The sequence below is a fragment of the Peribacillus sp. YIM B13482 genome (genome assembly GCF_042787975.1).
Lineage (GTDB): Bacteria > Bacillota > Bacilli > Bacillales > DSM-1321 > Peribacillus > Peribacillus simplex_A.
Genome location: NZ_JBHZPF010000047.1, coordinates 15,253 through 37,491, shown reverse-complemented (window position 1 = coordinate 37,491; position 22,239 = coordinate 15,253). Strand labels below are relative to the sequence as shown.

Here is a 22,239-nt window from a genome sequence, read left to right as displayed (position 1 = left end):
GCATTTCTAACTTTCTCTTTTGACGGTTAGGGATGCTTTTTTATTGTTCAATCAAATGAATGTAGGAGGATGGGAATTTTGAAAAGCAGTAGTTTGGGTTACCCGCGAATCGGGGAAGATCGTGAATGGAAACGTACATTAGAAGCTTACTGGTCCGGTAAAATCGATGAAGCAGAATTTACGGCACAACTAAAAGCCATCCGTTTAGGCAACTTACAAAAACAGAAGAAACGAGGCATTGATATCATTCCTGCCAACGACTTCACTTTATATGATCAAATGCTGGATATGTCCGTCATGTTCGGTCTTGTTCCTGAACGTTATTCAGCCTATGAAGGCGGATGCGTTCCCCTTTCCGTTTATTATTCAATGGCCCGCGGAAACAATGATGAAGTCGCTTCCGAAATGACGAAATGGTTCAATACGAACTATCACTATATTGTCCCTGAATTAAGCCTGTCACAGCTGACTTTAACAGAAAATAAACCACTTGCAGCATATCGGGAGGCCAAGGAAAAGCTAGGGATTGAAACCAAACCCGTGTTGATTGGACCTTATACTTTCATCTCCCTTTCCAAAGGCTTCAATAAAAAAGATATCCCTGGCATCATCCTGAGCCTGCTTCCCCTATACACGCAAATCCTGCAAGAGTTGGAGCAAGAAGGCGTGAAGTGGGTTCAAATGGACGAACCTTCTCTTGTTTCATCCATTTCCAAAGATGATATGCAAACTGTTACTTACCTCTATGAAAAACTGAATGAAGCAGCACCAAACCTGAACATCATGCTACAAACATACTTTGATGCCGTGGAGCATTACCAAGAAGTCATCGAATTACAAGTCCAAGGAATCGGTCTTGATTTTGTACATGATAAAGGGAAGAATCTAAGTAATCTTGAAGCATTCGGTTTCCCGAAGGACAAAGTGCTTGCTGCAGGTGTGATTGACGGAAAAAACATTTGGCTATCTGATTTATCGAAAAAAATTCAATTGATCGAGACTCTTAAGAAAAAGGTAGCCGAAGACCAAATCTGGCTTCAGCCCTCTTGTTCCCTGCTTCATGTCCCAGTGACCGTTCGTAATGAAACCGCCCTTTCAAAAGAAGTGAAAGAGGCTCTCGCTTTCGCTGATGAGAAACTTGAGGAAATCATACTCTTGGTCAAAGGGAATAATCTAGGCTTTGAAGCAATCGCCGAAAAAGTCGATGCTAATAAATTTACGGTTCAAACGTTAGCAAGTTCAAATGCACGGAATCATGGGAATGTACAATCCAATGTCGAAAAGGTTAAAACCAGGAACGTCGGCCGTCAGCTTCCATTTAAAGAACGTTACCAAAAACAACAGGAATTTTTCAAATTGCCTTTTCTTCCTTCGACTACGATCGGCAGCTTTCCACAGACATTTGAAGTTAAACAAGCACGTGGGAAATTCAAAAGAGGAGAATGGACCGCTTCGCAATATGAAACATTCGTTAACGAAGAAATCGGCAGGTGGATTGATATCCAAGAAGAAATCGGCTTGGATGTTCTTGTACACGGGGAATTCGAACGGACGGATATGGTTGAATACTTCGGCCATAAGTTAGGCGGATTCGTCTTTCTAGAAAAGGGCTGGGTACAATCCTATGGGTCTCGCTGCGTGAAACCACCAGTCATCTACGGTGACATCGATTTCATCGAACCGATGACAGTCAGGGAAAGTGTATACGCACAATCACTGACGAACAAGACGGTAAAGGGAATGCTAACAGGTCCTGTCACGATTTTGAACTGGTCATTTGTCCGTGATGATATTTCCAGGGAGAATGTTTGCTACCAACTGGCACTTGCTTTGGAAAAAGAAGTCATTGCATTGGAATCGGCTGGAATCAAAATGATCCAAGTTGATGAGCCTGCACTTAGGGAAGGTCTGCCATTGAAAAAAACCGATCGCGATGAGTATTTGAACTGGGCTGTTAATTCGTTCTTGATATCCACATCAAGCGTCGAGGATACAACCCAAATTCACACGCATATGTGCTATTGCGACTTCAACAGTTTCATGGATGTCATCTCCTCCCTTGATGCCGATGTAATTTCCATCGAAACATCCCGTAGCCACGGAGAGCTTGCTTCCGCATTCGAGGAAAGAACATACGAAAAAGGTATTGGCCTTGGTGTGTATGATATTCACAGCCCGCGTGTGCCGGCAGTGGACGAAATGGTCGATATGATTGAACGGGGCATCAAGGTACTGGATAAAGACCAGTTTTGGATCAATCCCGACTGCGGCCTGAAAACAAGGGGTATCCCGGAAACCGTCGCTTCCCTGAAAAACATGGTCGAAGCAGCAAAAATCGTCCGTGAAAACCTTTTAGCTAAACCAACAGCCAATGATTGAAAAGATCATTGCCCATCCAACACAGCAGTCACGGACATTTTTAACCGACCTTGTTTTTCCACCGGATACAAATCATCACAATACCATCTTTGGCGGAAAAGTAATGGCCTTTGTTGATAAAATAGCCTGCATTTCAGCTATGCGCCATTGTCGAAAACCCGTTGTGACCGCTTCAAGCGACTCTTTTGATTTTTTGGCCCCCATCAAGACAGGGGATGCGATCAACCTTGAAGCTTATGTCACCTGTGCTCATCGCACATCAATGGAGGTATTCGTGAAAGTGGAGCGTGAGAACCTATTAACAGGTGAAAAACAGCTTACGGCACGCGCTTTTTTAACGATGCTGGCCATTGATGAAGACGGTAAGCCGACAAACGTACCTCAGGTCATTCCGGAAACGGAAGAGGAAAAGCAGCAATATGTTCAAGCACAAGCAAGATATATTGAAAGAAAGAATAAACGCAAATAAACAAAAAACCCCTTCAACATGAATGCTGTTGAAGGGGCTCTTTTAGTTTCCTGCCCCGCGGTACCTCTTCACTCCCTGATTCCATATGAAAACGGATATCACGAAAAAGGCAACCCCAATTACAGGTGTGGCAAATGCATATGCATACCACTCTTCTTTTCTAAGGAAATAAGATGCAGGATAAACACCAACAAACGCGAATGGCAATACCCATGTAAGGACAAAACGAATGACCTTATTATAAATATCAACAGGATAGCGCCCGTAGTTCCCGATATTGTACATCATTGGCATAATGGATGTTTTCGCATCCGACCAGAACCCAATGCTTGCTATCGCAACGAATATAGCTGCATAAGCAAGGGCCCCGCCTATTGCAAAAATGATGAAAAGAATCGGGTCATACCACGCAAGCTGCAGATCCAATGAAATCCCCGAATAAAATATAATGATCAAACCGGTCACAACACCAAATAACGCTTCTAGCTCGATTCTTTCTAAAATGACTTGAAACAGGCTATGTATCGGTCTTGTTAATATCCGGTCCATTTCACCTTTGACGATATAGCGGTCATTAAAATCCCAGATGTTGAAAAAGGCAGAAAAAAGGGCGAATGGGATTAGGAAGAATCCATAAATGAATATGATTTCTTCACGGCTCCAGCCGCTTAAAAACTGGGTATGTCCAAAAACGACTAAGATAAATACCAGGTTCACGACCTGATTCAGCAGATCGGATAGGATTTCCATGAAGAAATCTGCTCTATATTGCAATCTTGTTTTCATATATTGACTCACATATTGAAAAAACATCGATACATAAAACATCCCGTCAACCTCCTTGAATAATCAGCTGTTTTTTTGCGACTATCCATAAAAGCTGAATCGGTATTATGAGAATGATGCACCAAATTAACTGCTGTAAAAGCGCCATGCCAATTTCGCCTGAACTGTACCCGTTCGTAAAAATCATGCTTGGTACATAGCTGATCCCTTGAAATGGCAAATATTTCATCACTTCCTGCGCCCATATCGGATAAAAACTGATGGGCAGCAGCAGACCGGAAAACAAATCAATGATAACCCTTTTAGCCCGGATCAATCCGGCATTATTATATAAGAAAAAGGTAGTGATTCCTGTCAATAAGTTAATTTGTGTATTGATGATGAAACTGAACAGCAAGGAAATGCCGAATATCCCCCACGTAGCCGGTTCGTGCGGCAATTCGATAGGAAAAATGAAAGCTACCAGCAGCATTCCGGGAATCGAGAAGAAGAAGAATCGGAATATCCCTTCCCCAAGCCCTTGCATCGTTTTCATGCCTAAATAGTTATAAGGCCGGATCATTTCAATGGCGACCTTGCCGTCCTTGATCTCAGTGGCGATTTCGCGGTCAATATTATTGAAATAAAAGGCGCGCGCCATCCATGCAACCGCGACATATGTTGTCATCTGTATACTTGAAAGTCCTTCGATGGAGCTTTTTTCTCCATATATTGCATTCCATAAGAAATAATAAGCACCGATATTAATGCTATAAATTAAAATGCCGGTATAATAATCCGTTCGATACGCAAGCATCATCAAAAAACGCATGCGAATCATTGCAAGATACTTCCCCATTGCCCTCCCCCTTCTTGATAGACACGTTGTTTCTTAATGATAAGAGAGTCAGACAGTGCCTTCTTCGTAAATATTGCGAACAATCTCTTCAATGGACGTTTCATGAATTTTGATGTCCTTTATTTTAAAATGAGATACGACAGCTGAAACAAGCTGTGAAATATGATCACTTTCTTCTTTCAACAGAGCAATGTATGTTTGATTTTTCTCATCATAAACCCAGTTTGCGGTAAATGGGAGCGCTAATGATTGCAATTCCTTCAATGCAATCGGCTCGATGAATTGAAAATGGATCTGTTTTTCCTCAGCCCAGTTATCTTTCAAACTCTGCAATTCCCCATCATAAATGATCTGTCCTTCATCAAGCATGATTACGCGTTCACATAATGCCTCAATGTCTCCTAAATCATGGGTAGTCAAAAGGATTGTCGTATTATATTTCTCATTGATTTCTTTCAGGAACTCACGAATCTTCATCTTCACGAGTACGTCAAGGCCTATTGTCGGCTCATCCAGGAACAGCAAAGGCGGATTGTGGATCAATGCCGCCGCAAGCTCACAGCGCATTCGCTGACCAAGTGAGAGTTTACGCACTGGTTTGTCGAGCAAGGGACCGATATCGAGCGTCTTGATGACATGTTCCATATGATCGTTATATTGTTCATCCGTTACTTTATAGACCTTTTTTAGCAGCCTAAAGGATTCTTGAACCGCAATATCCCACCAAAGCTGTGAGCGCTGACCAAATACAACTCCTATTGTTTGTGTGAACTTTTCCCTTTCCTTATGAGGATTCATGCCATTGACTGTGATTTCACCTGCTGTCGGTTCCAAAATACCTGTCAGCATTTTGATCGTGGTCGATTTTCCTGCACCATTTTCCCCGATATAAGCTACCATCTCACCCTTTTTTACAGTAAAATTGATATCATTGACGGCAGGGACGATTTTATAATTTCTTGTAAGTAAATCCCGGAAGGCACCCTTTAACCCCGAACGGCTTGATGCCGACTTAAATTCCTTCCGAAGCTGTTTCACTTGAATTGCATCACTCATCCTGTTACATCCTCCGTAATCTCTTGTCCTAATGAATTAGTTTATCCAACCTTACCTTTTTAGACAATAAAAATGCCTGGATGCCATGTATCATTTTCAGGGCGAGTCCGGCCGTTGTACGAGATACATATATAAAGGAGACAAGTATGCTATGAATATTAAAAAATTATTACTATCCCAAATCGAAAAGGTCGTTATCGACCTTCGATATGATTTTCTTTATGAAGATGAATACGGTGAATTATTATGCCAGGTCATCCAAAGGGATTCCAGCGGATCGATCGAAAGCACCCCCATAAGTTTCCACATTCATATTAATGAAGAAAAAGGAACCGGCCATCTTATCTATTACCAAGCCCAGGGCGAAATGAACCGCCAATCCTTCAACATCGAAAACCCTGCCACTATCTTGGACATTCTGACTTTCATAACCGGAGTTTTGGGGCCCGGCCCTATTTCCCAAACAAAATGAAGGCCCACGAATCCTGCTGTTTCTAAGGCTGCAGCATTTCATCAGTGGACGGATCACATTTCCTAGCCTTCCATCCCAGATTTACGGGCGGAAAAGTGCTATGATTAAGGCAGGTTTATATTTTTAGGAGGTTTTAAGATTGGATTTTAGTAATTCGAAGCTTCTACATAAAGAGGCACTGGAACATATCGTTGGTGGGGTTAACAGCCCATCCCGTTCTTACAAAGCTGTAGGCGGCGGTTCACCAGTTGCCATGGATCATGCCAAAGGGGCTTATTTCTGGGATGTTGATGGCAATAAATATATCGATTATTTAGCTGCATATGGCCCGATCATCACTGGACATGCACATCCACATATTACGGAGGCAATCGTTAAAGCAGCAGAAACGGGCGTTTTATACGGTACACCGACAAAACATGAAGTCAAATTCGCCAAAATGTTGAAAGAGGCAATACCATCCATGGATAAAGTTCGCTTCACCAATTCAGGCACTGAGTCTGTCATGTCCACCATCCGTGTGGCCCGTGCTTACACTGGACGTGATAAGATCATCAAGTTTGCAGGCTGTTACCATGGACACTCCGACCTTGTTCTCGTCGCTGCAGGTTCCGGCCCGTCCACGCTAGGAACACCGGACTCTGCGGGCGTTCCAAAAAGCATCGCACAAGAAGTCATCACGGTACCTTTCAATGATATCGAGCCATTTAAGGAAGCACTGAATAAATGGGGACATGAAATTGCAGGCGTGCTGGTTGAACCGATCGTCGGCAACTTTGGAATCGTGGAACCGAGCCCTGGCTTTTTGGAAGAAGTCATTTCATTGTCACACGAAGCAGGAGCACTGGTCATTTTTGACGAGGTCATCACAGCGTTCCGCTTCATGTACGGAGGGGCACAGGACTTCTTGGGAATTCAACCCGATTTGACCGCGCTTGGAAAAATAATCGGCGGCGGACTTCCGATTGGTGCCTATGGCGGTAAAAAAGAGATCATGGAAACTGTAGCCCCCCTAGGACCAGCCTATCAAGCAGGTACGATGGCAGGAAATCCGGCATCCATGCTTTCCGGGATAGCTTGCTTGGAAGTACTTAAAGAAGAGGGCCTGTACGACGAGCTTGACCGGTTGGGAAAAATTCTTGAAGAAGGTATCCTGATAGCAGCTCGCCAATATAATGTCCCTATCACCATCAATCGCCTTAAAGGGGCATTGACGATCTATTTCACGACAGAAACGATTGAAAACTATGAGCAGGCGGAAAATACTGATGGCGAAATGTTCGCTAAGTTTTTCAAACTCATGCTCAACCAGGGCATCAATTTGGCACCTTCAAAATACGAAGCCTGGTTCTTGACAATAGCTCACACGGATGATGATATCGCTTATACTCTAAAAGCGGTTGAACATGCATTCAAAAACCTAATATAATAAATCAAAACAGCATAATTATACATTTTTTATACACCCCCAGGATGCACATCAATCTTGGGGGTTTCTTATTCCCGGGTAATAAATCTTTAAAGTTAGCCTTTTTAGCCATTCCCCACAAAAGTGCCATCAATCACAGCATCCAATCCATTGTATAAAAAATTGATTTCTGAATATTTAAATGATATGATATGGATACATTTATATACATTTATACATTTTCTTTCAATCTACCAGAACTTGGACAATTGTTCGGGTTTACTAATATCCCCCCATAAAACAAATGCTACAGGAGGTGAAAGGCCGAAAATAAGGGTAACCTTATTCAAGCCACACATATGACCCAAAAATGGACACCTGCTACATTCAAAGAATTTTACAGGGAAGAACATGATGCTTGCGGAATCGTTTCCTGTATCGAAAAAAAGAAGATCCCTACTAACGAAAACATCTTTGCCTGTATCGACGCCCTGGTTAAAATGAACCATCGCTGCGGCTTCATCAATGGTGAGGGCGATGGCGCCGGCATCCATATCGATATTCCCCGGGCTCTTTGGGAAAAGAAGCTTGAAGCTGTAAATATCGATTCAAGCATCGTCGATAAAGATTCCTTCATAGTCGGTCACTTATTTTTAAGCAAAAAAACGGATGCGAACGACTTAAAAATCGAAGTCAAGGAGAAACTGCTTCAACATGGTCTCTCCTTGATATTCGAAACGGATAAAGCTTACCGTTCTGAGGCATTGGGACCGATTGCCATTCAAGAAGACCCAGTGTTCTGGCAATTTGCCTGTTCCTCCGCCATCGAAAACAACCAGGAGCTTTCAAATGTTCTTTTTGAGCTGACTTCCGACATCGAAAAAAGTGATTTTATCCATGTTGCATCGCTAAGCCAGCATCATGCGGTCTACAAAGTGATGGGTGCGGGGGATACGCTTCCTTCCTATTATCTTGATCTTGCGGACCCTTTAGCTGCCTCCACCATGACACTGGGTCATAATCGTTTTTCAACCAATACACTATCAAGCTTCTTCCGGGTTCAGCCTTTCAGTGTACTTGGCCATAATGGCGAAATCAATACGATTGCCAAATTGCGTGATGAAGCGAAAATGATCGGTGTTCCAATCGCTAAAGACGGAAGCGACTCACAGGATTTAAACAAGACGATCGAAACTTTCATCTGCCGTCATGGCTACTCTTTATTTGAAGCTGTCGACCTTATGTTCCCCCCAATCATTAATGAAATCAAGGAATACCCCGATCACTTACAAGACTTATATACGTATTTACGGGAGGCATGGGGTCATTTTGCACAAGGTCCAGCCGGAATCATCTCCCGTTTCGGCGATGAAGCCGTGTTCTCTGTCGATTCTTTAGGCCTGCGCCCATTATGGAATATTGAAACGGAATCATCCTATATGTTCACTTCCGAACCAGGAATCATCCCTTCCAGTGAATATACCGGAAATCCGAAACCGATGGGCCCTGGGGAAAAAGTGGGTTTGAAATGGAACGGCGACAGTATTGAACTGTACACATACAAGGATTACCAGGATAAAGTATTTGAACTCTTCAATAATCGTTTCGTTCTTTCCAATGACCGGGTCCGCCTGCAGCCGCAAGTCTTTGAAAAGGTTGTCTCCATGTCAAACGCGCAAGCCATTCATAATGGACAGTATAAAGCCTTTGGATGGGAAAGGGAGCATGTTCAATTAGTGGAACAGATGGCCGAAAAAGGGGCCGAACCCATTCGTTCACTTGGTCACGATGCGCCACTGGCAGCACTTAATCCCCAACGGACCAACATTGCGGATTTCATTAAGGAAAGCGTGGCCGTTGTAACAAACCCAGCAATCGACCGGGACCGGGAAACCGAGCACTTCTCAACACGAACCATCATCGGAAAACGGCCTTCCCTATTCGAAGCAAATAAGGCCGGAAAGGTTACAGAGCTGCTGACTCCCTTATTGATTGAAGGATTAATGGGTTATGAGTGCTCATCTATCGTATCGCAGCCAAGCTATGACCAGTTCATTAAATATTACCAAGATCAAAAACTCGTGCATTTCATTTCAAGCACATTCAAAGAGGATGAAAGCATCACGGATGCTTTGACGAGGATTACTGATGAAAGTGTCAATGCAGTGGATGAAGGAAAGACGCTTATCGTATTGGATGATGCACTTGCACATCAAAACGGCAACTTTTGGCTTGATCCACACCTTGTCACTTCTTCCGTCGATCAAGCATTGGTCCGAACTGGCAAGCGGAGGGATTGTTCCATCCTGTTACGTTCCGCATCGCTAAGGTCACTGCATGATATCATCGTTTCTTATGGTCTTGGGGCCAACTTAATCAGCCCTTATTATATGTTCCTTTCCTTATCTTCAGATGACCTTAAGGGGGTTACCAATCTTTATAACTCCTTGACGAAAGGTCTTGAAAAAGTTATCTCAACCATCGGCATTCATGAGCTGCGAGGCTACGGAAGACTTTTCTCAAGCATCGGTTTACATGAGGAAATCGCGAAATATTTAAATGTGGCTAACTTCTTCGGCTCCAATGATCTGGACTACAATTTTGATAAAATCAAGGCCGACGCCATCCAGCGTGCGGAAGATTACGGAAATGAAAAAGAACGGATGGGAAAAACCTTCCACTTATTCCCAAGAATTTGGAAGTCAATCGGGGAAGTTGCTTCTACCGGGGACTATGACGCTTATCGCGAAAAGATCACCGAACAGGAAGAGTCCAATCCTACGACGATCCGCCATTTGACATCATTAAAACCTTCAGATGCTTCCATACCTTCTGAAGAAGTCAGCCTTTCTGTCGGAGAACAGGAATTGCCGTTCGTCATAGCCTCCATGTCCTTTGGATCACAAAATGAGGTTGCTTTCCGGGCATATGCAGAAGCTGCCGAGCGATTAGGCATGATCAGCATGAATGGCGAGGGCGGGGAAATCAAGGATATGCTGGGCAAGTACCCGAAATCCCGCGGACAGCAAATCGCTTCCGGCCGTTTCGGTGTCAATGCAGAACTCTTGAACTCTTCAAATCTATTGGAAATTAAAATTGGGCAAGGGGCAAAACCTGGTGAAGGCGGTCACCTTCCCGGGTCCAAGGTCACAGCGAAAATCGCGGAAGCCCGGAATGCAACAATCGGTTCCGACTTGATCTCCCCTTCCAATAACCATGATATATACTCAATTGAAGATTTGGCCCAAATGATCCATGAGTTAAAAACGGCAAACGACAAAGCAAAAGTTGCCGTCAAAGTACCGGTCGTTCCAAACATTGGTACGATTGCGGTCGGCGTCGCCAAAGCAGGGGCCGATATCATTACGCTTTCTGGTTTTGATGGCGGAACAGGCGCTGCCAGGATTCATGCACTCGCACATGTCGGTCTACCCGTTGAGATTGGTGTAAAAGCTGCCCATAACGCACTGCTTGAGTCAGGCATTCGTCAGACCGTTGAAATTTGGGCTGATGGCGGGTTAAAAAGCTCGATGGATGTATTGAAATTAATGCTGCTTGGGGCAAACCGCGTAGGGTTTGGGACCCTTTCGATGATCGCCGTCGGCTGTACAACGTGCCGCGGATGTCACCTTGATACCTGCCATGTGGGCATCGCCACTCAAATCGAATCGGAAGCACAAGCTAAAGAACATGGGCTGCGGCGTTTTGTTCCACGAAAATTTGATTTAGCCGTTCAAGGTTTAACGAATATGTTCAGTGCATTTGCCAAAGAACTCCAATCGTTGACTGGATCCCTTGGGGTGAAGAATCTTCAGGATATCGTCGGACGTTCCGATTTGCTTCAGCAAGTTAAGGGTCAACAATCACTGGATTTAACCTATTTATTAAAAAAATTGGATATAACACCATTCTCACATAAAGAAACGGCGGCATATTTGAATGAAGGCTCCATGCAGGTTGCCGTTGGCGCTGAATATCTGGATTCTCATGTAGATGATCTGCAGCAATCTCGCAACTATAGCTCGATCACTTCCGAACAGCGCGTACTCGGCAGCAGGGTGTCCTGTCACCGCGTCAGGGGAAGACTTGACGGATCATACAAAAAACTTCCTCCCGTTCACCTATCCTACCAGGATGGTTCCATCCCGGGTAATGGACTTGGGGCATACAATACGGAGGGGATTTCAATCAGCGTGAATGGCGGCGCCCAGGATGGAATTGGCAAAACATCAATTGGCGGTAATATTGCCATCTTTAAATCTCCCGGAAAAGATGGGAAGTTCTACAATGGCTCTGTCGGTAAGGGCTTTGGATACGGTGCACAGCATGGTCTCCTCATTGCCCAAGGTGATGCCGATGCCAGAGCGGGAATCCGGCTATCCGGAGCTGATATGATCATTGGAGGATTATTGAAACAACCACTTCCTGAAAAGGAAACCGGTAATACTGCGGTGACTTCCAATATTAAGGGATTCGCTTTTGAATATATGACAAATGGAAGAGGTTTGGTTCTAGGTGACCCAGGTCCATGGATTTGCGCAGGGATGACTGGCGGTGTCGTTTATTTACGGCAACAGCCTGAATCTGGATTAACCAAGGAGGTCATTAAGAGGCGGGTTGCAAAAGGGGCAAAGATTTCGATTGAGCCCCTATCTGCTAAAGGCCTGCAGGACGTGGCCGAACTTCTTGGCAAATACACGGACCTATTGAAAGATCATGGCCAAACGGAAGAAGCAGCCTCCTTAGAGGCCCTGCTTCAAAATCCTGGAGAGCACTTCCTTCAAGTCGTACCAGTTAAAGAACAAGCAGATCCCGCTGTATCCACGGAGTGATGCCGAAAATATATTTAAATTGATATTCGTTTATAAAAAAAGCTGATGCTCTTCAATTCGAGAGCATCAGCTTTTTCAGTCATATACCATGGGATAATCTTTAAACGGAGAAAAACACAGTTGAAAACAATCAAGAAATTGCCTATATTTTCTTTATATATTAAACTTGAGTTTACCTATTGTAACTTTAAGGAAAATCCTGTATATTTCTTTTTGTTTACATCCTCTCATTTTAGTGTAAAGTACTAACAAATAAGTTAGAATACAATTTTAAGCAAAAGCCTATAAATAAATAGAGCCTTTACTTACCATGATCAATTACATCACAAAGAAAGGATTAACCTATATATGAAGTTTGGTGCCCGCATTCTCAAAACAGGAATAGCAATTGTTTTAGCGCTTTATATATCGGAACTGCTTAACCTTCCTGCTCCTGTCCTTTCTGGGATTGCTGCAATTTTTGCAATACAGCCGACCATTTACCGTTCATACCAAACGGTGCTGGAGCAAATTCAAGGAAATATCATTGGAGCGTTGGTTGCTGTCTCCTTCGTTTTGTTGTTCGGAAATGATATTTTTATTATCGGTCTTGCCGTGATGGTTGTCATAACCATCAATCTAAAATTAAAAATGGATAAAACGATAGTCCTTTCCATCGTGACAGCAATTGCCATCATGGAAAACCAGGAAGGGGATTTCCTGAATTTTGCCTTTATACGTCTCTCATCAGTTTTGCTTGGAATCGTTTCGTCTTTTATCGTGAATCTGGTTTTCATTCCTCCAAAATATGAAGCTAAACTTTATACACGCATCACAGATGTAACGGAAGACATCTTAAAATGGATCAGAATCAGCACAAGACATGCTACAGAACACACTTTACTGAAAAAAGACATCAGCCGACTAAAGGCCGAGTTACTCGATCTGGAACAAGTCTATTCCATGTACAAAGAGGAACGGGAATATTTCAAGAAGAACAGTATAGCCAAAGCAAGAAAGCTTGTCGTTTATCGACAGATGATCATTACAACAAAAAAAGCATTTGAAACCTTGAAGAGAGTCCATAAATTCGAGAATGAAGTATATCAAATGCCTGAAGATTTCCAACGGAGTATCCTACAACAGATTGATTCCTTGATTCGAAAGCATGAACAATTGATATTGCTGCATATCGAAAAAATCAAATCCATCGAGGAGATTGAAGATTGGGACCAGGATTGTTTAAGTCGTAAAGAACTGCTCGCCCACTTTTTCGAACAGCAGAATCAAGTGGACGAAATGCATGATGATCTGGGCCACCTATCTGCCCGCCTTGTTCCATTGATTTCTGCAGTCATTGAATATGACGAACAATTGGAACATCTTGAAAAGCTGATTGTCAGCTTCCAGTCCTTCCATAAGGAAGATAACGAAATATCTGTCCAGTATGAAGAGGATTAAAAAGACGGTTCCTAGGAACCGTCTTTTTTCGTCTCTATTTAGAGGATGCGCCTTTTTCAATCATCCAAAAGGTTTTGATCAGCCGCCTTTTCAATCGTATCCAATTTCTTCAAGAGATCCTGCAGCTCTTCTTCTGAGAATGAATTGAAGTTTTTGCCCATCAATTGGTTATGCTCCGCAAGGACTCTCCCCAAAATTTCTTGCCCTGCCTCATTCAATTCTAGGTTTATGACCCTGCGATCCTTCTCGGAGGGCTGCCGTTTCACATAATCCATTTCGACCAACTTATCTACAAATACGGTAATCGCACTTGGCTTTACCGTTAAGAAGTCAGCCAGCTGGGTCGACTTAATGGCCCCCTCTTTTTTCAATATTAATAATATGAAAAACTGTGGCGACGTTAATCCATAAGGCTGAAGATTTTTTGCTACGATGGCCCCAAGCTTCTTCCTAATCCGGAAAATCTGCATTTCTATACTATTGGTTACTTCCCATTTAAAATCCAGCCTTCTCACTCCTTATATAGGACAACCCTACTTCTTAAATTTAATTAAATGACATTCCATTGTCAACTTTACTTTCCATATATCCTTAAAACTAAAAGAAATTCAAATTTTAACCATTTTTATGTATTTACTTTCCACTCCTTTTCCGAATAAATTACATGACAAAAATAAATTAAACTGGTAAACTCTTTACTTAATAATATTAATATTTATGAAAATTAATATTTATTAAAGTTAAATAATATATATTGGATATAGGAGGCTGCAATCACATAGGTGAAGTCATTTAATGAAAGTGAATCAACAATGGATTACAAGAATCAATCATCAATATTTTTTGGAGGCGAAATAAGTGAATAGAGGACGTTTAGTTTTAATCAATGTCATTGGTTTGGTTATTATATTAGCGGTAGTAGCCGGTGGGGCTTATTACTATTATGAAAGCACGAATTTCATTAAAACGGATGAAGCGAAAGTGTCGGGAGATCTATATACAATCGTTGCCCCCGCTTCCGGTAAATTAGCAGATTGGGACTTACACGAAGGAGACAGCGTCAGTAAGAATGACAAAGTTGCCTATGTAACCACCTTAGACGGAAAAGAAGCAGTAAAAACAGCAGCACAAGGTACAATCGTTAAATCACAAGTGCATGATGAGCAGCTAGTTCAAGCTGGTCAAACTCTTGCTCAGACTATCAATATGGATGATTTATCCATAACAGCTAATATTGAAGAAAATAAATTGAAGGATATTGAAAAAGGTGACAGCGTCGATATTATCATCGATGGAGATCCCGATACTGTTTTCGAAGGTACATTGGAACAGATCGGTTATGCTACAACGTCCGTCTTTTCAGTGATGGGCAATCAAAACAACAGCGGAAACTATACGAAAGTCACTCAAAAAGTACCTGTTAAAATTTCCATTAAAGCACCCTCCGATAAAGTTCTGCCTGGTATGAACGCAGAAGTGAAAATTTCAACAAAATAAACCGGCACACACAGTTATATAGAAAGGAGGCTTTCCTTAAATGGCTTCTCAAACAATATCAGTAAATGAAAACAAGGGAATGAAACAGTTTGCCCCCATGTTAATTATCTTAATGCTAGGTTTGTTCATGGTCATTTTGAATCAAACCCTGCTTAGTGTCGCCATGCCGAGGATGATGGCCGAATTTAATGTAGCTGCGACTACGATTCAATGGTTATCAACTGGATTCATGCTCGTGAATGGGGCTTTGATTCCACTGTCCGCTTTTTTAATAGAACGGTTTGGCACGCGGATCTTATTCATCGCAGCCATGTTTCTTTTCACCGTCGGGACATTCATCTGCGGCATCGCACCAAATTTCCCCGTCATCCTTACAGGTCGGCTGATTCAGGCGGCGGGGGGCGGGATTCTACAGCCATTGGTCATGACGATCATTCTTTTCATCTTCCCTCCTGAAATGCGCGGGAAAGGAATGGGAATCTTTGGACTGGCCATTATGTTTGCCCCTGCCATCGGACCGACTTTATCAGGTTGGGTCATTCAGGAATATAGCTGGCGGGTCATGTTCTACGCAATGGTGCCATTAGGCATGATTATCATGACACTTGCCTTTTTAAGTATGCGTAATGTAGCAGAACCCAAGAAAATCAAATTGGATTTGATGGGTGCCTCACTATCCTTGATTGGTGTTGCATCGTTACTATACGGTGTCAGTGAAGCAGGATCCAAAGGCTGGACGGATTCCATCGTTCTGGGAACCATCATCATTGGGCTTATCCTTCTGACCCTATTTGTGGTTCAACAGTTAAAATCGGAAACGCCTATGCTCGACTTCCGTGTATTTAAGTATGACATGTTCGTATTATCGAATATCATTTCCGCCATCGTTACAGTGGCCATGTTTACCGGGATATTCTTATTGCCTATATATTTACAGACTCTACGAGGATTCACACCAGTTCAATCCGGTCTATTGATGTTACCCGGAGCCCTTGTGATGATGGTGATGTCACCCATTTCAGGAGCGTTATTCGACAAGGTCGGGCCTCGTCCATTAGCACTTGTTGGTTTAGCGATTACTGCCATTACAACCTTCGAGTTCGCAAAATTGACTACGGAAACTACCTATTCTACTTTGGTCATCATCTATGCCATCCGCTCACTTGGAATGTCTTTACTGATGATGCCAATCATGACAGCTGGGATGAATCAGCTTCCTAAGCATTTGAACACACATGGTACGGCTATGAGCAATACGCTGAAACAAGTTACCGGAGCCATTGGTACCAGCTTCGTGACGACCATTTATACAACCCGTGCTTCTTTCCATGGCACTGCTTTAGGATCGGAAATGAGTACGAGTGATCCTGGTTTTGTTCAGAATTTCCAATCAATCGTTCAATCCATCATGAGTTCGATGAATCAAACTAGTGAGCAGGCACAGGAGACTGCTATGTCGCTGATTTCTTCAAAAATCCAGGGTCAAGCAAATGTAATGGGAATCAATGATGCATTCTTTTGGGCAACAGGTTTTGCTATTGCCGGTATAGTTCTCTCACTGTTTTTGCGTGACGTTCGGAAGGACAAAGCAATCAAACAAGCTAAACAAGAAAAATTGGATGTACCTTTGCTGCCTTCGCCAGTAAAAAAATCGGTTTAATTAAATGGGGGGATTAGGATGAAGATCTATGTTGTATATGACAGTGAAGGAAACCATACGAAGGCACTTGCCGAATCAATAGCTCAAGGTGCCGCTGCGGTTCCTGGGGCTGAGGTACTCATTGACCATGTAAACGAGGCGGATGTCTATAAGCTTCCGGAAATGGACGCCATCATTTGGGGCTGTCCGGGTCATTTCGGCACCATCAGTTCGAGCTTGAAAACGTGGATTGATAAACTTGGATATCTATGGGCAGAAGGTGCGCTGATCAATAAAGTGGGTGCTGTGTTCTGTACGACTGCCACCATACATGGCGGGCTTGAGGCTACCATGCTGAACTTAATCACCCCTATGCTTCATCAAGGCATGATCATTGTCGGTTTACCCGGTACGGTCCCGGAAAACGCCTTATATGGTTCCTACTATGGTGTAGGGATAAGCTGCCCTCCCGGTGTGGATGACAACATTACCAAAAATGACTTACAGCTTGGAGAAGCATTAGGAAAACGGGTAGCCCATGTCACCCGTTCATTCACAAACGAGCTCTAGGAGGCTTGATTCAATGGGCATAATTCTAATTATCATCGTTGCCATTTTAGCGATTACGGGTTTGATCACATTCAATATCAAAGCCTTAACACCTGAAGATAAGCCAGTTGTGGAGGAAGAGAACTCGTTGGAAGAGTCCGCTTCTTCTTCGGATGATGATCCCATTACCGAAATAATCGCCCCAACAGACAATGATGAATTGAAAATGAAAGACAAGGATTATCGTTCGGTACTTTCCAAGCTTCACAATCAAAAGCCTAACGATGAGCCACCTATAGAAAAAAAGTCTAACCTTCGCAAAATGAAAGACGAAGAGTACCGTGGTACATTGGAAGATTTCCAGCAAAATGGCGACTGAAACACGCCCCCCTATCCGGCATATTTGCCTTTGGGGGTTTTTGTTTTATATGCCATGAAAGGATCCTCTCCGCCCTCTGACACGCCTTCAGCTTAAAGATCGAGTTGCAGGCTTTACTTATTTTTCTGGTTGACAAATATTCACAAAGAATTTAAGCTAAGTTAATGCAACACCAAACATTTTTTTAAACTCAGCTTTTGTTGAGAGACGGAATTTTAAAAGGATTTCCTTTTTTCGTTCGTCACTTGCCTTTTTGGCAGGTGGCGATTTTTATTTTTATAGGGGTGAAAAACATGCAACTTTTGAAATATATCATAATGGTCTTAATTGGTTCGATCTCATATGGCACATTATCCACCATGATCAAGTTTGGATTTATGGATGGCCATTCTTCTGGAGAGCTGGTCGGCAGTCAATACCTCGTCGGTTGGCTGATTGTCTCCGTTTTATTTCTTTTTTCGTTTAAATATAAAGTTTCATGGAAGAGTGCCGGATTACTATTATTCACGGGCATGATGTCCACTTTCGTCGGAAAGGCATATGCCGTTTCCGTATCAGAGCTTCCCGCATCGATTGCCGTTGTCTTTTTATTTCAATTTACTTGGATAGGCGTCCTTATTGAAAGCTTCTTAAATAAAAGGCGCCCTGATAAAAATAAACTCATAGCCATATTCGTTCTCTTCATCGGTACCTTATTGGCAGGGGCAATCTTTGGTCAGCCTCTATCTGCCCTAAGCCTAAAAGGAGTATTGTTCGGACTATTGTCTGCGTTGCTTTTTGCGCTATACATGTACTGCAACTCTCAATTCGCAGTTGGGGAATCTTCAATGAAACGGTTGTTTTTCATTGCAACGGGTGCCATGCTGACTGCTGTATTTACGACTAATCCGGTCACGCTTGTTACGAACCTTGTCCAAACGAACCTATGGTACTACGGTTTGTTACTCGGCACTTTGGGTGTTCTTGTTCCTTTCTTTTTCTTTGCTGTCAGTTTGCCAAAAGTGGGGGTTGGGCTTGGAACGATTCTTTGTGCAGCGGAATTGCCTTCAGCGATGGTCGTTTCAGTCATCTTCTTGAATGAACAGGTTACGTCACTGCAATGGTTCGGTATGTGCTTGATCATCGTCGGCATCGCCTTGCCTGAGGGAATTAAGCATCTTCCGGAATTTCTTACTGGCAGGAAAAAATTGCGGAATGAAAAAAGAATTTCATAAAGAGTACGTCCCGGTTAGTAAAGTTCATCATTATAATAAGAAAGACCATTCCCGTTAGTGGAATGGTCTTTCTTGTGGATTTTTCATCGGCTGAAAATAATCTGGTCGTCCCTTTCCCCTTAAGAATCCAATTGTTGCACTTGAAATAGGCTGTAGTAATGCCCTTGCTTTTTCATCAGTTCTTCGTGTGTTCCCGTTTCGGTAATTTCCCCATTATCGATATGGACGATCCGATTGGCATGTGTGATGGTCGATAAGCGATGGGCCACGATGATGGTGGTCCGGTTTTTCGCTAAAATATCAAGCGCCTCCTGGATATAGTGTTCACTCTCCAAGTCCAATGCGGATGTGGCTTCATCCAGCACAAGGATAGGCGGGTTTTTCAAAAATACCCTCGCAATGGCAACCCGTTGCTTTTGGCCTCCGGATAATTTGACTCCCCGCTCTCCGACTTTGGTTTCATACCCATCTTTTAGACCAATAATGAAGTCATGGGCATTCGCAGCCTTTGCGGCTTCGAATACTTCTTCATCACTTGCATCGGGCCGACCCATAAGGATGTTGGCCTTAACCGATTCACTAAATAGGATATTATCCTGTAGCACCATCCCGATTTTATCTCTTAGGCTGCGGACTTGATATTTACGGATATCCGTCCCATCCAATAATACTCTTCCCTCAGTCACATCATAGAAACGGGAAATTAAACTGACGATCGAGGATTTCCCTCCGCCGCTCATCCCAACAAGTGCAATGGTTTCTCCTGGTTTAACATCCAAATTTATATGTTTTAAAACGGATGCCTCTTTCTCGTCATACGCAAACGAAACATCCTGAAAGGTAATTCTGCCGTCTACATGCTCCAGCTCTTTCGCCCCTGGTTCATCATCAATATCATACTTCTCATCCACAAACTCAAAAACCCTGTCCATGGATGCCAATGTCTGGGTCATTGTCGTCGAAGAGTTAACTAATCGTCTTAGGGGATTATAAAGTCGGTCTATGAAACCAACGAAAGCAACCATGGTACCAAGCGATAATTGTTCATGAATAACCTGATAACCGGCAAAACCTATCACTAGTAGGGGGGCAATGTCCGTAATCGTATTCACGACAGCAAATGATTTAGCATTCCAACTCGTATGCTTTAGGGCCTTATCCAGGAAGTTCTTGTTTTGCTTCGCAAACAACTCCTGTTCCCTGTCTTCTATCGCAAAGCTTTTGATGACTGACATCCCTGAGACCCTTTCATGAAGGTGACTCTGTACATCCGCTAACGCTTGTGACCGGATCCTTGTATAGGTTCTTAGCTTGCCAAAAAAATGCTTAATTGAAAATGCATAAAATGGAAGCATGATGATGGAAACAATGGTTAACTTCACGTCCATCTTAAACATGATGGCTATCACTATGATAATCGTTGCTATATCCAGCCAAAGGTTCATCAAACCCGTGATGACAAAATTCTTCGTTTGTTCCACATCCGTGATCATCCTTGAGATGACCTCGCCCACTCTCGTATTGGAGTAATATTTAAAGCTCAGTTTCTGTATATGAGTAAATAAATCATTTCGAATATCATATAAGATTTTCGTTCCAGTCCATTGAGCGAAATACTGCCGGTAATACTCAATCGGCGGTCTAACCGCAACAAAAATGAACAGCATGATGCCCATTGCCCATAAAAGGCGTTCGGACTTCACAGCTTTGGACAGGTCGCCATTTCCGATGATGTCATCCACTATATACTTACTGAGCAATGGAAGCAAAAGCGGAATCGCGAACTTTAACAGTCCAATCAATACCGTCCCGGTTATCTGCCATTTATACGGTTTAACGAATTGCAAATATCTCTTAATGCTCTCCACGGAATTCCTCCATTTCTCTGATTCATTACATCAAAATATTAAAAAAATTCCATAACAGCCTATTTGGAATCTTACATGCGCTTTTCAATTATATTTTCCTTTTCGAAGATTAACTATCAAAAGGATTTCATTCAATATCTTTCATACACATCTATAGGAGGGAGGCAAGGGTTTTAAGATATTCTGGATATTTTAAAAAATCATTTCTGCTTTCTAGGATGGTCCGATCAGTGGGTAGGTATGGTACACAATAGAAAAAGCCTGCTATTTAAGCAGCAGGCTTTTCTTTCATCGGTAGGTCAAAAAGCGTTCATACCAACTATCAATAAACTCTGCGGAGAATGGTCCTTTTCGCTGGCGTATCATATAAATTAAATAGTCTACGTTTTGTTTCAATATTGAATCGATGGCATCTGGGTAATTCATTTCTTTCCGATGCCTTTCATATTCATCCTCATCCAGCAAATTAAACGTCATATCTGGGAATACTTTAATGTCCAGGTCATAATCAATGTATTTCAATGCTCCCGAATCGTATGTGAACGGGGAACTGATGTTGCAATAATAATAAACCCCGTCCTCTCTCAACATACCAATAACATTAAACCAATACTTTGAATGAAAATAGCAAATCGCCGGCTCTCTCGTAATCCAGGTCCTTCCATCTGATTCCGTTACCATAGTACGATCATTCGCCGCTATCACCAGATTTTGGGTCCCTTTTAAAACGGTTGTCTCTTCCCAGATACGATGGATATGTCCATTATGTTTATAGCTATGGATTTGGATTTTTCCTCCTTCGGCAGGAACAATCCCCATTTATCTCTCCCTACTTTCTATAGACACCCTGACAGCGTACTGTGCCCTATTCCGTTTGCAGTTGTTGTGTGTATTTAAAATATATACTTTTTTCCATTTACCCTATATTCCTATATTATAGCGATTTATTCATAAATTTAAAACAAAAGTGGCTAATCTCCCTGTGAAAATGTGTAAATAAGTCAAAAAAGCCTGACCATCCACCCATTTTAACTTAGAAATTAGCCAGTTATTTATTGTATTGCAGCCTGTCCTTGTTGAAAATAACGGATGACTTCCTCCGTTTGCCTCTCGAACATATCATGGATACTTTTCAATTCCTGCTTTTTAAGTTGAATCTCTTCCTGAATGTTGACTGCTTCACTCTCCTCTCGCTGGTCAAGGAGCTGCTTCTCTATATCTTGGCATCTTTCGATTTCGGATTGTAAAAGTAAAAGCTTATCCATCGTTTTCAACTGATTGTTTATAAGCCGGTTAAATTCCTCCATGAATGCACCTTCCTAATCTGTATTTTTTCTATAGTATGTATATTCTATTTTTATCCGGCTTTTTCCTTTGACATAAAATGTAAACCCAACGAAACATTTGTCGAAT

General features: G+C 42.5%; 18 protein-coding genes. 11 read left to right on the top strand and 7 right to left on the bottom strand.

What is annotated here, in order from left to right; translation table 11 throughout:
- The first annotated feature begins 69 nt into the window (after positions 1-69).
- Positions 70-2,379, top strand: coding sequence for a 5-methyltetrahydropteroyltriglutamate--homocysteine S-methyltransferase (gene metE / locus ACFX4L_RS19345; protein ID WP_377384810.1), 2,310 nt, complete (start codon positions 70-72; stop codon positions 2,377-2,379).
- A complete protein-coding gene (locus ACFX4L_RS19340) occupies positions 2,372-2,848 on the top strand; it encodes an acyl-CoA thioesterase (protein ID WP_377405925.1) in 477 nt (158 codons plus the stop codon). Before metE ends, ACFX4L_RS19340 begins: the two co-directional genes overlap by 8 nt.
- Positions 2,849-2,890: 42 nt before the next feature.
- On the opposite strand, the gene ACFX4L_RS19335 is transcribed toward ACFX4L_RS19340, so the two are convergent.
- From ACFX4L_RS19335 to ACFX4L_RS19325, 3 genes are read right to left on the bottom strand one after another with little or no spacing between them, the layout of a single operon-like run.
- Positions 2,891-3,676: an ABC transporter permease gene (locus ACFX4L_RS19335; RefSeq protein WP_048678294.1), complete on the bottom strand. Its 786-nt coding sequence runs from the start codon at positions 3,674-3,676 to the stop codon at positions 2,891-2,893.
- A 4-nt stretch (positions 3,677-3,680) separates the two neighbouring features.
- Positions 3,681-4,472 (bottom strand): ABC transporter permease, encoded by a 792-nt coding sequence (locus ACFX4L_RS19330; RefSeq protein ID WP_125163271.1) that lies wholly within the window; start codon positions 4,470-4,472, stop codon positions 3,681-3,683.
- Positions 4,473-4,520: 48 nt separating this feature from the next.
- Complete coding sequence (locus ACFX4L_RS19325; RefSeq protein ID WP_061461747.1) at positions 4,521-5,528, bottom strand: ABC transporter ATP-binding protein; 1,008 nt, start codon at positions 5,526-5,528, stop codon at positions 4,521-4,523.
- Between the two features lie 151 nt (positions 5,529-5,679).
- On the opposite strand from ACFX4L_RS19325, the gene ACFX4L_RS19320 reads away from it, so the two are divergent.
- The 4 genes from ACFX4L_RS19320 to ACFX4L_RS19305 all read left to right on the top strand — a co-directional run bounded on the left by ACFX4L_RS19320 (position 5,680) and on the right by ACFX4L_RS19305 (position 13,680).
- Positions 5,680-6,000: a hypothetical protein gene (locus ACFX4L_RS19320; RefSeq protein WP_061461746.1), complete on the top strand. Its 321-nt coding sequence runs from the start codon at positions 5,680-5,682 to the stop codon at positions 5,998-6,000.
- A 139-nt stretch (positions 6,001-6,139) separates the two neighbouring features.
- Positions 6,140-7,429: a glutamate-1-semialdehyde 2,1-aminomutase gene (locus tag ACFX4L_RS19315; protein WP_089362905.1), complete on the top strand. Its 1,290-nt coding sequence runs from the start codon at positions 6,140-6,142 to the stop codon at positions 7,427-7,429.
- Between the two features lie 338 nt (positions 7,430-7,767).
- Entirely contained in the window at positions 7,768-12,240 is a 4,473-nt protein-coding gene (locus ACFX4L_RS19310) for a glutamate synthase-related protein (RefSeq protein ID WP_377405923.1), read from the top strand.
- A 348-nt stretch (positions 12,241-12,588) separates the two neighbouring features.
- Positions 12,589-13,680 (top strand): FUSC family protein, encoded by a 1,092-nt coding sequence (locus tag ACFX4L_RS19305; protein ID WP_284471723.1) that lies wholly within the window; start codon positions 12,589-12,591, stop codon positions 13,678-13,680.
- Between the two features lie 56 nt (positions 13,681-13,736).
- On the opposite strand, the gene ACFX4L_RS19300 is transcribed toward ACFX4L_RS19305, so the two are convergent.
- A complete protein-coding gene (locus ACFX4L_RS19300; RefSeq protein WP_377384817.1) occupies positions 13,737-14,195 on the bottom strand; it encodes a MarR family winged helix-turn-helix transcriptional regulator in 459 nt (152 codons plus the stop codon).
- Positions 14,196-14,538: 343 nt separating this feature from the next.
- Between ACFX4L_RS19300 and ACFX4L_RS19295 the strand changes: the two genes are divergently transcribed.
- From ACFX4L_RS19295 to ACFX4L_RS19275, 5 genes are all read left to right on the top strand, one after another.
- Complete coding sequence (locus ACFX4L_RS19295; protein WP_061461741.1) at positions 14,539-15,177, top strand: biotin/lipoyl-containing protein; 639 nt, start codon at positions 14,539-14,541, stop codon at positions 15,175-15,177.
- A gap of 55 nt (positions 15,178-15,232) precedes the next feature.
- Positions 15,233-16,837: a DHA2 family efflux MFS transporter permease subunit gene (locus ACFX4L_RS19290; RefSeq protein ID WP_377384857.1), complete on the top strand. Its 1,605-nt coding sequence runs from the start codon at positions 15,233-15,235 to the stop codon at positions 16,835-16,837.
- 18 nt (positions 16,838-16,855) lie between these two features.
- Positions 16,856-17,386, top strand: a complete 531-nt coding sequence (locus tag ACFX4L_RS19285; protein ID WP_061461739.1) for an NAD(P)H-dependent oxidoreductase — start codon at positions 16,856-16,858, stop codon at positions 17,384-17,386.
- A gap of 13 nt (positions 17,387-17,399) precedes the next feature.
- Complete coding sequence (locus ACFX4L_RS19280; RefSeq protein ID WP_377405921.1) at positions 17,400-17,744, top strand: hypothetical protein; 345 nt, start codon at positions 17,400-17,402, stop codon at positions 17,742-17,744.
- A 293-nt stretch (positions 17,745-18,037) separates the two neighbouring features.
- Positions 18,038-18,958 (top strand): EamA family transporter, encoded by a 921-nt coding sequence (locus ACFX4L_RS19275; protein ID WP_125163262.1) that lies wholly within the window; start codon positions 18,038-18,040, stop codon positions 18,956-18,958.
- Between the two features lie 119 nt (positions 18,959-19,077).
- Here ACFX4L_RS19275 and ACFX4L_RS19270 read toward each other — a convergent pair whose 3' ends face one another.
- The 3 genes from ACFX4L_RS19270 to ACFX4L_RS19260 all read right to left on the bottom strand — a co-directional run bounded on the left by ACFX4L_RS19270 (position 19,078) and on the right by ACFX4L_RS19260 (position 22,133).
- Complete coding sequence (locus ACFX4L_RS19270) at positions 19,078-20,826, bottom strand: ABC transporter ATP-binding protein (RefSeq protein WP_317778123.1); 1,749 nt, start codon at positions 20,824-20,826, stop codon at positions 19,078-19,080.
- A 288-nt stretch (positions 20,827-21,114) separates the two neighbouring features.
- Positions 21,115-21,645, bottom strand: coding sequence for a nucleoside tri-diphosphate phosphatase (ntdP, locus tag ACFX4L_RS19265; RefSeq protein WP_048685440.1), 531 nt, complete (start codon positions 21,643-21,645; stop codon positions 21,115-21,117).
- 233 nt (positions 21,646-21,878) lie between these two features.
- Positions 21,879-22,133 (bottom strand): YgaB family protein, encoded by a 255-nt coding sequence (locus ACFX4L_RS19260; RefSeq protein ID WP_377384824.1) that lies wholly within the window; start codon positions 22,131-22,133, stop codon positions 21,879-21,881.
- Positions 22,134-22,239: the final 106 nt, after the last annotated feature.